The organism is Bernardetia sp. Wsw4-3y2 (assembly GCF_037126295.1).
In the GTDB taxonomy this organism is placed as follows: domain Bacteria; phylum Bacteroidota; class Bacteroidia; order Cytophagales; family Bernardetiaceae; genus Bernardetia.
This window is the reverse complement of record NZ_CP147017.1, coordinates 3,492,356-3,508,738: the sequence shown is the minus strand read 5'-3', so window position 1 is coordinate 3,508,738 and position 16,383 is coordinate 3,492,356. Positions and strand designations below refer to the sequence as shown.

Here is a 16,383-nt window from a genome sequence, read left to right as displayed (position 1 = left end):
TAAGGATTTTTTACATAAAAAAACGCCTTCTTTTTTTCAAAAAAGGCGTTTTATATTTTTTAAAATTAATCCACATTATCGTGTAAAAAACGATTTCCTCCCAAAAGCTCATTATCTTCATCTACTTTATAACGAGAACTAGAAGATTCTGATGAATGAGGCATTTCTTTGAGTTTAATATTTCTACGAAGATAAGCAGGAACATCTCTACGTTCTTGTAATTCTTCATCACTCAAATCAGAAAGACTTTTGGTAGGAACAGAAACTGGACGTTGTTGTTCAACTCTTTTCTCTGCTACTTGATTTTGAGTAACTGTATTTTGAGAAGCATAATTTCCATTACTCTGATTTGAATCAGAAGATGAATTTGTATTTTGCTGATTCGTATTCTGCTGACTACTAGAGTTTTGAGAATGCTGATTCATATAACCATAAGCACTTACGGCAGGCGTATTTTGTGGTGCTTGATTAGTTATTTTTTTTTTTGAATCGTCTTCATTAAAATAATCATCTTCCAAACTAAAAATTATTTTATCATTCTTCTTAGGCTCTGTATAAACAGGTTTAGTTTCTTCAACAGGCTGCTTTTGAATTGGTGTTTCTACTCGGTTTTGTTGAACTGTTTCTTGTTTTTCCCTTTCTTCAAAAAAATCTTTTTTCTCGTAGTCTTTTACTTCGATTCTATTTTTAATTCTTTTGTTACTTGTAAGGTCATATACTTTACGTTCAGGTCTTTCTGGTGGCAAATCTTCTGAATGCTCAAAACCAGTGGCAATAATAGTGACACTGATACTGTCTCCAAGGGTTTCATCAGTTGCTTGACCAAAGATAATCTCTGCATCGTCGCCAGCTTGTTCTTGTACGTAATCAGTAACTTCTTCAAGTTCATCCATTTGGAATTCTTCTTCATTTCCAATAACAATAGAAAGCAAGATATATTTTGCCCCAAAAATATTGGTATTATTAAGAAGAGGAGAAGAAATAGCTCCTTCAGCTGCACGTCTTGCTCTGTTTTCCCCTTCAGCAGTAGATGAACCCATAACAGCAGCACCTGCACCCTGCATAACAGTACGAACATCTTCAAAATCGACGTTGATTGTACCTGAAACAGTAATAATTTCAGCAATAGATTTTGCTCCTTTCAAGAGAACATTATCAGCCTGACGGAATGCTTCACGCATAGAAGCCTTTCCATATACATCTCTCAAACGATCGTTTAAGATTACTAATACAGTATCACAATGTTCACGAAGTGCATTTACACCTTCTTGCGCTCTTACTCGCTTAGGTCTGCCTTCAAAGCTAAATGGAGCAGTTACAATTCCGACAGTCAAGACACCCAAACTTTGAGCAATTTCGGCAATTACTGGAGCTGCACCTGTACCTGTACCACCACCCATTCCAGCAGTAATAAAAAGCATTTTGGTATTATCTCCTAATATTGTTTTTATATCTTCTTTACTTTCAAGAGCAGCACTTCTACCACGTTCAGGATTTGCTCCTGCGCCTAGTCCTTGTGTAAGTGTTTTTCCTATCTGTACTTTGTTTGGAACAGGACTCAAATCAAGTGCTTGTATATCTGTATTACAGATATAAAAATCTACTCCTTTTATTCCATGCAAATACATATGTGCAACAGCGTTGCCACCACCACCACCAACACCAATTACTTTGATGATTGAAGGTTCTGTTCCGAAATTATAATTTGTAACGTCTGACATCATTGAATGATTATTTCAAGGTTTTTGGTCTTGTTTTATATTTTAATTTCTATCAAAATTAATTTAACTCTAAAAAATGTGTATTTACATTCTAATAATACAATACAGTATAGAAATTAATTTGAATAGATTATTTGTAATCTTAATTTATTTAGTATCAACTACCAAAAGTTTATTTTAGTTTGTTGTGATTCTTTTTTATGGCTCTTTGTTCTTTTGGATTTACTTTGTTTAACTCATTTTTATTTTTTTGAGTTAATCATGTACAAAGAAACAAAAATTGTTTGATTAAGCTACGATAAGTTAAGCTAAATTATTTCAAATATGCAAAAAATAATTAAAAAATCTAAGATTTTGTGTATTTAATTTTAGAATACTATGTTTTCATCCCCTTTCTATAAAACGAATAACGTTTCTTAAGGTGTTTCTTTGCTCTTCATATAGACAATACAACTGTCGTTAAATATACAAAATTGATTAGATTTAATTAGGTTTGCACTAAAAATATCACGATATAAATTAAATAAATTATGAAATCAACTGCTTTTAGGAACTTAGTTTTAGGGTGTTACTTTTGTGTAGGTTGTTTGTTATTTTATATTGTTGATTTTACAGTAAAGCGACAAATCAAAAACTTCAATATAGATTTGATTAGTATAGATTTTTCTCAACACGAAATGCTATCGTTTTTTACTCTACTTCCTTTTTTTGTAGGTGTTTTGATAAGCATTTTTTATAAAAGAGCAATAATAATAAATGCTTTTTATTTCATTATCTTATTTTCTATTTGTGTGGTTTTGAAAACAAACTGGCTTAGCACACATTCTATTGTAACTCTCACTCTGTTTTTTACTATTTTTGTTTTCCTTATTTCTTTCAGTCAGCATTCCAGTTTTTCTGAACCTCGTTTATTGATACAGAATAATGACACTATTTTAGACAAATTTGAAGAAAACAATCAAGACAAAACAGAAGAAAAACCTTATTTTTTAAGAATACATAGAATCTTTTCATTTGCTTTTATAAGTATAGGAATAGGAATTATTACTCTTTCCACTCAAACAGAACTTGATGTTTCATTCAATGAAGGACTAGGACTTACTTTTTGGGGTTTTATACTACTTGGAGTTGCTGGTCTTTTATGGAAATTTCCTAGAGTAATGAGTTGGATTGTAGCTTTAGTTTGTTTGGGTTGTTTTATTTTTGGAGAATTACTTTATTTTAGCCTCAATGTATATATTGTTGCTATGACCCAAGCAGAGGGAGGCAGTATTAATTGGTTAGAAATAATTTCTATAACTATATTCGGGTTCAGTTTTCTATTTCTAGCCCTCATAATCATTTCAAAAACTGCCCAAGAAGAATGGAAGATGAACTCTAAAAAATAAATAATGTGCATAACTCTATTTTATGAAAAAATTAGCATATAATTTGAGTAAAAAAACAAGGTGCTTTAATCTTTTAATTTTATTAAATTTATGTCAAAAAACGTTTTTTCTACGGCTGTATTTTTTATACTTTCTCTGTTTGTTTTCGATGCTGCACAAGCACAAACTGATTACACTTGGGAAAGTTATGGTCTTTCTTTCACTGTTCCTGCTGGTTTTTCAGAAACTGCAAATACAGATGAAAAATTTGAAGGAAAATCTGATAACGCTCAAATTCATCTTTTTGGAATTTATCCAATTAATGATGCAAGTCTTACAGAAGACAACTTGAAAGAAGCTCTTATCGAAATGGCTGCTGCATCTGGAATGGATGTGGAAGATGCTGATGCGATTGAGTTCAATGGTTTTTCTGGTTTGTATGCAGAAGGTGAAATTGAAGGAGTGCCTACTTTTTTTGCTTGTATGTTAGACCCAAATGGCGAACTTAACTTTATTGTTACGATTGTTCATAATAATGCTGATGCAGCTCTCAATATTATGAAAAGTATTCAAGCTGAATAATTAGCCAAAGTCTATTCTATTTGAAAAAAACTTTAAATAAGTGATACATCTTTTTGTCTCACTTATTTTTTTTGTTTTACATTTAAAAAACAAAAAATCCATTTCCCTAAAAATAAATTTAGAAAAATGGATTTTTAAATATAGTATCTAAAGGAATAAGAATTAAATAAACTGCTACTTTTTATTTGTTAATTAATTAATAATTAGCAAGTTAAAACCGTAATTTTTAATTCGTAATTGTTACTAAGCTTTTTCAAACTCTACTTTTTTACCTTTGATTTTAGATTTGTTCATTACTCTGATGATGTTATCAACGTCAGATTGTGGTACTTCTACAAAAGATTCTTTTTCATTTACACGAATAGCACCGATTTTATCGCCACGCATTCCTGTTTCTCCTGCAATTGCTCCTAAGATATCGCCTTTACGTACATTTTCAGTTGCACCCAAGTCAATACGCAAACGAACCATATCAGCACGGTCGCCACGGTCTTTGTAAGAAGGACGGCTTCCTCTATCGTTACGGTCACGACTTCCACCTCTGTCATCACGACGAGAAGAATTGCGACTTCCTCTATCACGTCCACCACCTCTACGGTCGTTACGTCCACCTCTATCACGTCCACCTCTGTCATTTCTTCCACCACGTCCATCTCTTCTTCTGTCTCCACTGTCAAAAATATCAGCTTCTGAAAGACGGTCAGTAGGTTTATTTGAAATTTGAAGACTCAAAACAGCAGCAGCTACTTGTTTTGGAGTGATTCCTTCTATTTCTAGCATCTCAATAAGAGCAGTAAAGCCTTCTAATTCTTCAGCTTTTTTCTCATCATTGATAGTTGCTTTCAAGTTTTCCATAAAACGTAATTGCTTCTTAGCCAAAACTTCTTGTTGAGTAGGAATTGTTCCTTGAGAAATTTTAGACTTAGAATAACGCTCAATATCATTCAGACGGTATACTTCTCTACGACCAGAAATAAATGTAATCGAAACACCTTTATTTCCTGCACGACCTGTACGACCAATACGGTGAACATAATACTCAGGGTCTAAAGGCACATCATAATTAATAACTGCCTCTACATTATCAACATCAATTCCACGAGCAGCTACATCTGTTGCTACCAAAATCTGAACACGACCATGACGAAATTTATTCATTACCAAGTTACGTTGGTGTTGCGCTAAATCTCCGTGTAATGCCTCTGCTGCATATCCTTTTTGAATAAGTGTTTCAGCTACTTCATCTGTTCTCTGTTTTGTGTTACAGAAAATAAGCATTGATTCCCAACCATTGTAAGCCAACAAACGAACTAAAACATCAGTTTTATAATTCGGATTAATTGGTAAGAATGATTGTTCGATATTATCACTTGTCAATTCTTTGCTAATTACCTTTACAATTTCTGGATTGTTTTGGTATTTTTTAGCAATTTGAAGAATTGGTTTTGGCATTGTAGCAGAAAACAAAACTGTTTGGTGTTCAGTTGTGATTTGCTCTAAAATCAATTCAATATCTTCTTTGAATCCCATATTAAGCATCTCATCAGCTTCATCCAAAATTATGTTTGTAATTTCTTCTAGCTTTAAAGTTCCTCTTTTGATATGGTCAATTGTACGACCTGGAGTTCCTACTACGATTTGAACACCTCTTTTAAGATTACGAATTTGTTTTTCAATAGATTCGCCTCCATAAATAGCTGTTACAAAAATATCTTTACGGTATTTTGCTAATTTTTCTAATTCTCCTGCTACCTGAACAGCAAGTTCACGAGTAGGACATAAAATAATTCCTTTTGGTAATCTTGAATTTCTATCAAATTCGCTGTTTTCATTTGCTTTGATGATTCTTTCAATAAGAGGAATACCAAATGCAGCTGTTTTACCTGTTCCTGTTTGTGCTTGTCCAATTACATCTCTTCCTTCCAATAAATGAGGAATTGCTTCTGCTTGAATAGGTGATGGAGATTCAAATCCCATAGATTCAACAGCACGTTTTACTTCGTCAGACAAATTCATGTCTGTAAATTTCAATGTTACTTCTGTTGATTCAATTGTTTTTTCTGTTGTCTTTTCCATATAGAAAATATAATAAATTATATGTATAAAATAATTTTTAGAAAGCAACTTAAAAAAACGATAAGCAGACGGTCAGAGTGTGTATCAATTTGGATAAACAAAGGCTATTTGCAGAACTAATCTAATAAAAAACAAAAAGCATTGAATAAAAACTACATAGTATGTATGCAGAATTTTATTTCAAATTTGTTATAGTCTATTTTTTAGTAAATTAAACAAATACGGTATTGTATCAAGTGTTGATAAGAGCAAAAAGACGAAACCTAGATGACTTTGAGGTTTGTGCTAAGTGAGAAGCTTTTGTGGGAGGCGTTGAACGGTTTATTTTGTGATTTGAAAATCAGCCTAATTATTTACTAATTAAATTAATTTTCGCAACGCAAGCTAACTCAACAAAGACTTCTTGTGTAGTGAACAGAAAAGAGGTACATAAACAAATTAGAATTAATTCTGATTTTTTGATATGTACTTTTAAATCAAAGTTTTCTATATTTCAATAGTTAAGTTTCAAACTTTAATAATTGTATTATAAATCTTATAATATTTTTTATTAATTAAAACTTAATTAAACGCAGTAGCTTAGGCTTTTTCCTATGGCTTTCTTTAACGAGTTGCAAAGGTAAGAATTATTTTTTTACCAACCTAATTTCTTGAGACTATTTCTAGTTATTATTTTGAGAATTTATTTTTTATTGGTGTCATAAGACTAACAAAGCTAAGAAGGGAAGTAGGCTGAGTAAAATAAATTGTTTCTTGACTTTTTGAATGAAAAACTTTAATACAGCTATTTTATTTTTCCTAACTTTGTACATTGAAATTAAAAACAATCAAAATAGCAAAAATATACTGTGAGCTTTGATGCAATACAAGTAAAATATTATCAGAATAGTAAATATGGGAAGAAGAAAAAATAAAAATCGAATTATAGAAAACGTTGTCATTCTTGATGCAGGAGCAGAAGGAAAATGTATTGCAAGACCAGAAGAAGCAGAAGGAAGAGTTGTTTTTGTTACAGGAGTAGTTCCTAAAGATGTGGTGGATTTACGAATCACAAAGCAACGAAAAAGTTATTGGGAAGGTACAGTTGTAAAATTTCATTCTTATTCTGATGAAAGAGTAGAACCTTTTTGTCAGCACTTTGGGATTTGTGGAGGTTGTAAATGGCAACATTTGAGCTATGAAAGACAGCTTTTTTATAAAGAAAAACAGGTAAAAGATAATTTAGAACGTCTTGCAAAAATCGAATTACCAAAAATAACACCTATTTTAGCATCGGAAAACACTAGGTTTTATAGAAATAAATTGGAATTTACATTTTCTTCTCGTCGTTGGCTAACTAGCGAACAAATAGCAACAGGACAAGATTTTGATAATCGTGCTTTGGGTTTTCATATTCCAGGTCGTTATGACAAATTGGTAGATCTGAACGAATGTTATCTACAAGCCGAGCCTTCAAATTCTATTCGTTTGGCAGTCAATAAATATGCTAGAGAACATGATTTAGAATTTTATAATGTAATGGCTTTTGAAGGTCTGTTGAGAAATTTGATGATTCGAAATTCTCAAACAACATCAGATTTGATGGTTATGTTACAAGTTACAGCATTTAATGAAGAAGTAGAAAAGTTAATACAATTTATAAAGACCTCTTTTCCTGAGATTACATCTTTGCAATATGTTGTAAACACAAAGAGAAATGATACTTTCCAAGATTTGGATATTGTTTGTTTCGCTGGAAAAGATTATATCACTGAAACAATGGAAGGATTAGAATTCAGAATTCAAGCTAAATCATTCTATCAAACTAACTCTATTCAAGCGTATAATTTATACAAAATTACTAGAGATTTTGCACAGCTTACAGGCGATGAAGTCGTTTATGACCTTTATACAGGAACAGGAACAATAGCAAACTTTGTAGCCAAACAAGCCAAACAAGTAATTGGAGTAGAATACATTGAACCAGCCATTGAAGATGCAAAAATCAATTCTAAATTAAATGGAATTGATAATACACTTTTTTATGCAGGTGACATGAAAGATGTTTTGAATGAAGAGTTTTTGAATAAACACGCTCGTCCAGATGTAATTTTGACCGACCCACCACGAGCAGGAATGCACCCAGATGTAATCAATATGCTTTTGAGAATTGGAGCAAAACGCATTGTTTATGTGAGTTGTAATCCAGCTACACAAGCACGAGATTTGCAGCTTTTGGATGAAAAATATGCTGTAAAAGCCATTCAACCTGTTGATATGTTTCCACAGACACATCATGTGGAAAATGTGGTTTTGTTGGAATTGAAGTAAATAAGTCCTTGAACAGAATTAAATATAAGTAATAAAATGATTAGCGAGTGATTTATATGATTACTATGATAATTACAGGATAATACAAAATCATATAAATCATTTACCAATAAGTTACTGTATTTTTAGTTATATTTAATTCTACTCATTTACTTATATAACAGCATGTCTAGTTAGAGTTTAGATTCTAATTGTTACCTTTTCCTACTCATCTCAAAGTCCAATAGTTTTTTCACACCTTGCCATTCAATATTGATAATCGAAAAAACAACTGTATCTCTTAATATTCCATTTGAATCAATTTGATGATTTCTCAAAATCCCATCTTGTTTTGCGCCTAGTCTTGCTATTGCTTTTCTTGATGCTTGGTTGTGCCAACTTGTGCGAAACTCCACAGCAATACATTCTAATTTTTCAAAAGCATATTGCAACAATAAATATTTGCATTCGGTATTTATTCCTGTTCTTTGATAGCTTTTTGAGTACCACGTATAACCAATTTCTACTCTTTTATTAGATTCTACAACATTACAAAAACGAGTAGAACCAATTATTTTTCCTGTTTTTTTATCAATGATAGCAAAAGGCAAAGCTCTATTAGCTTCTTGTTCTGAAAAAGCAAAAGCCAAATAATCATCAATTCTTTCTTGAGAAGGAACACTTGTAAACCATAAATTCCATAATTCTCCATCAGATGTAGCCTCTAAAAGAGCGTTTTTATGAGAAAGTGAAAGAGGAATCAATTTTACTAAATTTCCTTCTAAAGTAACAGGAGAAAGCCATTTTTTCATTTTAGTAATTTTGTATGATTGATGATTTACAGGAACAAATTAGTCTATTTCTATTTCTTGCAAATATAATTCAGATAGAGAATCTTGTTTTATTTCAGCATCTAGTTGATTGAAAATTTCATTGTAAATTGAGTTAGGATATTTAGTTAATGCTATCCAAATGTATTTTTTATGATACTCACTTGCACTATTTGTAGCTTTTGTAAGCGTTTTTTTCAATAAATAAATAGATTCTTGATTTTGATATTGAACAATCGCTTTATACAAAACTCTGTATGTAGTATAACTAAAATCTGTTCTTTTTTTTATTTCTTCATCATGATAAGATTCTAAAAGAGGAAAAAATTCAGTATCTGGAAAATGTATTACACAACGAATACCAAAATACCTTGTTTGTTCATTATTGATAAGACTTTTTATAAGTTCTTTGTCTTGGTCTTGTTTATATTTTGATAAAGCTAAAACAGCAATAGGATTTCTTTCTACTATAGCAATTTCTCTTATTCTTTCATAATCTGTTTCATTAGGTTCTATTTGAATAAGCAATTCATTTGGTTGTCTGACAATTTTTGTGTTTTAGTTTGAAATAGCTAATGCTCTCCATCTTAGATGCTCAAAGTTAGGCATTCCGAATGCGACTCTTCTTATACTTCTAATTAGATTATTTAATCCCTCTGTTACAGCATTTGATAATGAATTTTTGACATAATTGGCTACATATTCCATTGTACTATTTAAAGTATTTGTAAACGATTTAAAGATGTTTTTCAGCTCCTCATTCATACTTCCTACCCATTCCTCTATTTTTTGTAGTACTATTTCTATTTTTTGGTTATTATCAAGAATATGATGAAACTGTTCTCTTTTCCAATAGACTTCTTTTAACAAGGGACAATCTTCAAAACAAAGTTGTAAGTTAATTAATTCCTTGTCTGATAAGTTATGATATTGTTTATATAAAATCCACTTTAAACGGCGATAATTTAGGTTATCAGTTTCTGACTTTCTGAGCAGTTTACGAAATTTATCAACACAACTATTGAGTAAGTTAGTCACATGAAATCTATCTAAAACGATAGTTGCACTAGGAAAACAGTGTTGAGCTACACTAATATAACCTCTCCAATAATCACAAGAAACATCTGTAATTTGCTCACAGAAGGAACTACCTAACGACTCAAAATGAGCAATCAAATCTTCTTTTTTGCGACTTTTTAGTATATCTACTAGTGTTCCTCTATCTAAATCTGTTAAAACACATAGATAATCTTTCTTACCTTTTCTATGGCTTTGTTCATCAATTCCTAAACGTTTTACTTGAGCATAACGTTGGGCTAAATCAACTCGTTCTTTACAAAGAGACAAAACTGTACGCTCAACCGTTTTAGGATGAACATTTAAAATGACTGCACTTTCTGAATAGCTTTGTTTCCGAGCCACCATAAACATAAAATCTTCTTGACGATGAGTATGAGATTTATTCGCATCTGCAAAATCAAGTGACTCAGTAAAATAACTAGTACAGGTTTTACAGTAAAATTGACGTATTTTTATGGATAAATAAACCTCTCTTGAAATTAAATTTAAATCACGAACAATGCGTTTATAACTCTGATGAACTTGAGAACTAACTTGACCACAAGTAGGACAAATACAAGAACTCGTTGATAATTTACAAGAAATAGTAACTTTGTCTTTTGTCAATTCAACAGCTTCTACTTTTACAGAAGACAAATTGAGTAAGTGTTCATATAATTCTAAATTTTCCATTGCTAAATATAAATACTTTTTGTGTTTCCACAAAAATTGTCAGACAACCATTCATTTTTATAGCTCATTTGGTATTTTTTGTCATATAAAGCAATTTTCTTTAGAGAATCTACTTCATTTTCTTTAATTCGCTTACTAGCAATAGAATTTTCTACAAAAAAATTTCCTATTCTATCTCTATAAATTATGCAACCCTCCTGCATAGTAACCAAATTAGTATCATAATAATGTTTTTTTAGGATAGGATAAACATCAAGCTCTTTTCTCTCTAACAAGCATAAAAAAGTATAACCTTTAACACTTGAGTTTGGATAATCCATAAGCAAAATTAATTCTTCACTACTTGCTTGTTTTTTCAACTCTTCAAAATTTTTCCATTGTTCCGAAGGTATTGCACTATATGAAATATGAGAGCTTGTAATTATATTATATGCTGTCATTTTTTGTACAATCAATCTAGTAGATTCTGATAATTTATTATCAATTAGATTTTTTGTTTCTAATTCCCAAACTGATAAAGGTCTTTTTATTTCGTGAGGTAAAGGAGGTGGCGAAGATGATTTACAGCTAAAAATCAAAAAGAAAAAAAAGAAGTATATTATTTTGTTCATGAATTAAAGAGTATTTTTGTGAGCAGCTAATTTACAATTAAAAAACATAAATTAGAACTATCACATTACAAGATAAAAATAAAAATGCTCGCTCTCCAAACCCAAAATCTCAATAAAATATTCAATAAAGGAAAAAGCAATGAATTTGTCGCTTTGTCTGATATTTCGTTGTCTATCAAAAAAGGAAGTTGTACGCTTTTGAAAGGCTCATCAGGTTCTGGAAAAACTACTCTGATTAGTATTTTGGCAGGACTTACAAAGCCTACTTCGGGGAGTTATATTTGTTTGGAGGAAAATGTTTCGCACTGGTCAGAGAAATTTTTGACGCAATTTAGAAGAGAACATATAGGAATCGTATTCCAACATTTCAATCTTATTCAAGGACTTAGCGTGGAGCAAAATATTATCCTTCCTCTGCTTCCTTTAAATTATTCTTCCAAAAAAATGGAAACAATGAGTAAAGAAGCTGCTACTTTAGCTCAAATTTCGCATAAATTAAATCAAAAAATAGATATTCTTTCAGGTGGCGAACTCCAACGCACAGCCATTGCAAGAGCATTAATCCGAAAACCTGCCATTCTTTTTGCTGACGAACCTACTTCGCATTTAGACCGAAAAAATGCAATAGAAGTTTTTGAGGTTTTTGAAAAACTAAAAGCAAACGGACAAACAATAATTCTAACCACTCATGACGAATGGCTAAAAAATCATCCAATTATTGATAATGTAATACAGTTAAATGATGGAAAACTCTTAAATGGTGAATTGTAAATTATAAGTGATAAATGAATACATAATTCTTTAAATAGTACCATTCACAATTAATCATTTACCATTCACAATTTCATTCTCTGGTTTTCTCTTCATCATAAAAAGACCAGCTACCATTACAATTACAAAACCAATAGTTCCCATTTTGAAGAATTTATCTATTGCCATTACAGCAGGTGTAATTCGCTCATTCTTTTTTGAGGCTTCTAAAAGCAACCCACTTAATTCTTCTGATTCTTCCATGTGCGCTTTTGCTCCTTCTTTTAGAGCTATATTATAAGCATCTACTTCAATTTGATGTTTTTCTAAAGCCTCAGGAACAGTACGAAGAAAACCATATAAAAGTCCACAATACAAAACAATAGCTACAAAATTAGCCAAAAGACCAAAACTAATTGCTCGCCAGCCTTCTAAATAGCCTTTCATAATTTCTCTTCTGTAACGAAACATCCCCCACACTAGAAGTCCAAAGTAAATCGGCATAAACATAAACTCAGCTTCTCTAAATGGATTTTTGCCAAGCAAATGAAGAGTAACATTAAGTAAAAGCACGCCAACAGCCATTGTTGCAGCCGTTAAAAAAGCATATTTCCAAAAAGGATTTTTCATTTTTTATATAAATACGGATGATAGATTCTGATAGAAGTTGCAAAAATACGCATCCTTTAGTTGGTTTCCTTATTTATTGAAATGTTTTTTATATTTTTTCAATTTTGAAAATGCACAAAGATTTCATTATTTTACTAAAAATTTCCTTTTAAATCAATAAACAAAAAAATACTATGAGCGATATTTTATATGATGAAGTTCCGTCGGTAGATTTGGCAGACTTTAGAGCAGGTGGAGAGCGCAAAGCAAAATTTGTACAAGAACTTGGCAAAGCGTGGGAAAATATTGGTTTTGTAGCCGTAAAAAATCACGGTTTGGCTGATAATGACAGAGATAAATTGTACAGTTCTGTACAGGATTTTTTCCAGTTAGAAGAAGATACCAAACGCAAATATGAAAATCTTGAACTTGCAGGTCAGCGTGGCTATATCAGTAAAGGAAGAGAAACTGCAAAGGGTTTCAAAACGCCTGACTTGAAAGAATTTTATCACGTCGGACAAATTTTTGAAGAAAAAGACAAAGCTACTGATTCAGCTTTGATGGAATATCCTGATAATATTTTTCCAAAAGAAACTCCTGAGTTTGAAAAATATACAACTCACGCCTATCAAACGTTAGAAAATTCGGGTAAAGAACTTTTACAAGCTGCTGCTTTGTATTTGGGTTTAGAAGAACATTATTTTGATAATAAAATTCATAATGGAAATAGTATTTTGAGAGCAATCCATTATTTTCCAATTCCGAATCCAGAAGAATTAGCTCCTGATGCTGTTCGTGCTGCTGCTCATGGCGACATCAATTTGATTACGCTGCTGATGGGTGCAAGTGCTGACGGTTTGCAAGTTTTGCGTCGTGATGATAAATGGATTCCGATTACTGCGCTTCCTGAGCAAGTAGTTGTAAATGTTGGCGATATGCTTTCTCGTTTGACAAACAACAAACTCAAATCAACTATTCACAGAGTGGTTAATCCTCCAAAAGACAAAATGAATACTTCTCGTTATTCGATTCCATTTTTTATGCACCCACGTTCAGAAATGGATTTGACGTGTTTGGATAATTGTATTGATGCTCAAAATCCAAAACAATTTGAAGACATCACAGCAGGAGAGTTTTTGAATGAGCGTTTGATAGAATTAGGTTTGAAAAAAGCGTAGTCATTTGGAACGAGGGATTAGGGGCGAGAGAAGAGAGAATGATGAATGGTAAATGAAATACATAACATAAAATTTCATTTGCCATTTATTACAAACTCTGTCAGAAAAACGTAATTTTAACTAAAAGCATTTTAAGAATGGTACTTTTTTTACTAGAAATTTGTGAAGTAACCTATACAATTAAAATATCATGATTAGAAATTTTAGCATTATTATTTTATTCTTGACTATAATTTTAGGTTGTAATGAAGTTGCAAGTGATGATAATAAATCTACATCTACTACTGAAAATAAAAAGACTGATAGCATTTCTAATTCTATCATTCAAGATAATTCTACCAGTCAAAATTTGAAGTTTATTGATAAAGTTTTTCCCAAACACCCAACAATAAACGAAGGATATAAATTTTTAGAAGTAAAAGACTCAATTAACTATTTTCTTCTCTTAGAAAGAACGAATGATAGTACTATTGTTTTTAGGACGGATAGTGATTTAAAGAATGCAGAAATGCACTATGGCATTGCGCTATTAAATCAACAAATGAATCCAAAAAAAGAAAAAAGTATATTAACAGGTAACACATATACTGCTTATGAATTTATTGAAGAGTTAGACTCTGTTACTTATCGAATTAGAGTTGGTATTGATTCTATCGGAAGTGGTGATAGAGTACTTGTTCGTCTGATAAAAAATGAAGCAAATCATATCATAACAGATGTAAATATGGCAAATTAAAAAGCATACAATTACTTGAACGCAGTTGCGTTTATTAATAAGTTAGCAGTAATCTTAGGAAAAAATGAGCTTAACGTTTGGACACAAACTTTTACGTTTAGTTATAGATAAGTAAAAGATGACATAACAACAAATGAATATAAACTTTGACAACATATTTGAACACGTAATTCCGATGGACGACTTTAGACTGAAATGGCGTTTTACAGAAGAAAAATATGACAAGTTGCCCGACCAACATCTTGACCAATTAAAGCCATTAGACAACGAAGCTGCTAAATTTTTGTGGGACTATATAGCAAAAACAAATTTGCACAATGACACACCATTTAAAAAAGACTTCTTTCGGACGATTGACAAGGCAGAAATTTTAGAAGGCAACGAAAAAGAAATTAAGAAATGGCTTTATCAAAGAGGACTTCCTTTTGATAAATACGTTTTTCTTTCTTATCAACCGACAGATGCGATTATTGTTCCTTGGAAACTTTTAATAAAATATTTTGACAGTTTTTATTACGCAGATGATTTAACAATAATTGACCAAAGTTTGACTTGGGCATTACTATTTTATCACGAGGACGAAATTTATTTTGGAACTAACAAGGACTTTAAACCAAGTGAAACATTTGCCGATAATGACTTTATTTGGTAATAATAACAACACAGTAAACAGAACCCCTGCTGTCGCTCGTAAAACCACAGGTTATCCACAGGCTATCGCTCGTTTTTAACGAGTGATTTATATGTATTCGGCTTGTAGCCGTGGTTTTTGTATTTTTTATTCAATTAGTCTTTTTTCCTATCAGATAAATAAAACTTCTCAAAGCAAGTCCTAAGAACAAGGACTTGCTTTTTTGTTTTTTGTATCTTTACAAAAAAACAAAAAACTAATATGGGCAAAAAACTAATTCGTTTTGACTGGGCAATGAAAAAACGACTTCGCCATAAAGCCAATTTTGGTATTTTGGAGGGGTTTTTATCTGAATTATTACGTTTTGATGTAACTATCGAAAGCATTTTGGAGAGTGAAGGAAATAAACAAGATGAGTACGATAAATACAACCGTGTTGGTATTTTAGTAAAATCAGATAAAAATGAGTTGATGTTAGTAGAAGTGCAAAATGATTCTGAAGTAGATTATTTCCATCGTATGTTGTATGGAGTTTCTAAATTAGTAACTGAATATATAAAAGAAGGCGAACCCTACGGAACTATCAAAAAAATCTATTCTATCAATATTGTTTATTTTGGCTTAGGGCAAGGAAAAGATTACGTCTATCAATATAAAGGGGAGTTTATTGGCTTACACAACAACGATATTTTGCTTCCAACAGCTATGCAAGTTCAAAATTACGGTGTAGCTAAAGTGTCAGATATTTTTCCAAAATATTACATTTTAAAAGTAAATAACTTTAATGATATAGCTAAGGATACACTTGATGAATGGTTTTATTTTCTCAAAAATAGTGAGGTTAAAGACGATTTTAAGGCAAAGGGTTTAGACAAGGCAAAAGAAAAGTTACAGTATGAAAGTTTGAGCGAAGAAGAAAAGAAAATGTATGACCGTTTTCAAGAAAATAGACGTATTGAAAATAGTGTAACTTATACGGCTAAACAAGAAAAAGCTATTGAGATTGCCAAAAGTTTATTCCGAACTGTGCTTTCTGACGAAGAAATAGCAAAACACACAGGCTTAACTCTTGAACAAGTGGAGGAGTTACGAAATGACACAAAAGAGTAAAAACTGTGCATAACATTTTGACAGAAACTTTTGAGAAATAAATAAACACAATCATTTTTGCAGAAAACCGAACATAATCAACAAAAAAAGGAATTTGATTTTACTCAAATTCCTTTTTTATGCAATTATATCAAATTCAAA

15 protein-coding genes are annotated in these 16,383 nt (G+C 31.3%); 8 read left to right on the top strand and 7 right to left on the bottom strand.

What is annotated here, in order from left to right:
• Window positions 1–65: 65 nt before the first annotated feature.
• Complete coding sequence (gene ftsZ, locus V9L05_RS14255; RefSeq protein ID WP_338812550.1) at window positions 66–1,721, bottom strand: cell division protein FtsZ; 1,656 nt, start codon at window positions 1,719–1,721, stop codon at window positions 66–68.
• A 530-nt stretch (window positions 1,722–2,251) separates the two neighbouring features.
• Between ftsZ and V9L05_RS14250 the strand changes: the two genes are divergently transcribed.
• Together V9L05_RS14250 and V9L05_RS14245 are read left to right on the top strand one after the other, a co-directional pair.
• Window positions 2,252–3,109, top strand: a complete 858-nt coding sequence (locus tag V9L05_RS14250; protein WP_338812549.1) for a hypothetical protein — start codon at window positions 2,252–2,254, stop codon at window positions 3,107–3,109.
• Window positions 3,110–3,199: 90 nt separating this feature from the next.
• A complete protein-coding gene (locus V9L05_RS14245; protein WP_338812548.1) occupies window positions 3,200–3,670 on the top strand; it encodes a hypothetical protein in 471 nt (156 codons plus the stop codon).
• A gap of 243 nt (window positions 3,671–3,913) precedes the next feature.
• Here the strand turns inward: V9L05_RS14245 and V9L05_RS14240 are convergent, their stop codons facing one another.
• Complete coding sequence (locus V9L05_RS14240) at window positions 3,914–5,746, bottom strand: DEAD/DEAH box helicase (protein ID WP_338812547.1); 1,833 nt, start codon at window positions 5,744–5,746, stop codon at window positions 3,914–3,916.
• Between the two features lie 894 nt (window positions 5,747–6,640).
• On the opposite strand from V9L05_RS14240, the gene rlmD reads away from it, so the two are divergent.
• Window positions 6,641–8,056, top strand: a complete 1,416-nt coding sequence (gene rlmD / locus V9L05_RS14235) for a 23S rRNA (uracil(1939)-C(5))-methyltransferase RlmD (RefSeq protein WP_338812546.1) — start codon at window positions 6,641–6,643, stop codon at window positions 8,054–8,056.
• 194 nt (window positions 8,057–8,250) lie between these two features.
• Here rlmD and V9L05_RS14230 read toward each other — a convergent pair whose 3' ends face one another.
• Genes V9L05_RS14230 through V9L05_RS14215 form a run of 4 tightly spaced genes read right to left on the bottom strand, consistent with a single transcriptional unit; the run spans window position 8,251 to window position 11,228 of the window.
• Window positions 8,251–8,847: a GNAT family N-acetyltransferase gene (locus tag V9L05_RS14230; protein WP_338812545.1), complete on the bottom strand. Its 597-nt coding sequence runs from the start codon at window positions 8,845–8,847 to the stop codon at window positions 8,251–8,253.
• A 39-nt stretch (window positions 8,848–8,886) separates the two neighbouring features.
• The gene (locus V9L05_RS14225; protein ID WP_338812544.1) at window positions 8,887–9,393 is read right to left on the bottom strand and encodes a hypothetical protein; all 507 of its coding nucleotides are present in this window, start codon (window positions 9,391–9,393) and stop codon (window positions 8,887–8,889) included.
• Between the two features lie 30 nt (window positions 9,394–9,423).
• Window positions 9,424–10,617, bottom strand: a complete 1,194-nt coding sequence (locus V9L05_RS14220) for an ISL3 family transposase (RefSeq protein ID WP_338812543.1) — start codon at window positions 10,615–10,617, stop codon at window positions 9,424–9,426.
• 2 nt (window positions 10,618–10,619) lie between these two features.
• A complete protein-coding gene (locus V9L05_RS14215) occupies window positions 10,620–11,228 on the bottom strand; it encodes a hypothetical protein (protein ID WP_338812542.1) in 609 nt (202 codons plus the stop codon).
• A gap of 84 nt (window positions 11,229–11,312) precedes the next feature.
• On the opposite strand from V9L05_RS14215, the gene V9L05_RS14210 reads away from it, so the two are divergent.
• Window positions 11,313–11,999, top strand: a complete 687-nt coding sequence (locus V9L05_RS14210; RefSeq protein ID WP_338792569.1) for an ABC transporter ATP-binding protein — start codon at window positions 11,313–11,315, stop codon at window positions 11,997–11,999.
• A gap of 54 nt (window positions 12,000–12,053) precedes the next feature.
• Here the strand turns inward: V9L05_RS14210 and V9L05_RS14205 are convergent, their stop codons facing one another.
• The gene (locus tag V9L05_RS14205) at window positions 12,054–12,608 is read right to left on the bottom strand and encodes a DUF4199 domain-containing protein (RefSeq protein WP_338812541.1); all 555 of its coding nucleotides are present in this window, start codon (window positions 12,606–12,608) and stop codon (window positions 12,054–12,056) included.
• 173 nt (window positions 12,609–12,781) lie between these two features.
• On the opposite strand from V9L05_RS14205, the gene V9L05_RS14200 reads away from it, so the two are divergent.
• The 4 genes from V9L05_RS14200 to V9L05_RS14185 all read left to right on the top strand — a co-directional run bounded on the left by V9L05_RS14200 (window position 12,782) and on the right by V9L05_RS14185 (window position 16,242).
• A complete protein-coding gene (locus tag V9L05_RS14200) occupies window positions 12,782–13,765 on the top strand; it encodes a 2-oxoglutarate and iron-dependent oxygenase domain-containing protein (RefSeq protein WP_338812540.1) in 984 nt (327 codons plus the stop codon).
• Between the two features lie 190 nt (window positions 13,766–13,955).
• Window positions 13,956–14,501: a hypothetical protein gene (locus V9L05_RS14195; protein ID WP_338812539.1), complete on the top strand. Its 546-nt coding sequence runs from the start codon at window positions 13,956–13,958 to the stop codon at window positions 14,499–14,501.
• A gap of 133 nt (window positions 14,502–14,634) precedes the next feature.
• Window positions 14,635–15,153, top strand: a complete 519-nt coding sequence (locus tag V9L05_RS14190; protein ID WP_338812538.1) for a DUF2947 family protein — start codon at window positions 14,635–14,637, stop codon at window positions 15,151–15,153.
• Window positions 15,154–15,393: 240 nt separating this feature from the next.
• Window positions 15,394–16,242, top strand: coding sequence for an Rpn family recombination-promoting nuclease/putative transposase (locus V9L05_RS14185; RefSeq protein ID WP_338812536.1), 849 nt, complete (start codon window positions 15,394–15,396; stop codon window positions 16,240–16,242).
• The last annotated feature ends 141 nt before the right edge of the window (window positions 16,243–16,383 follow it).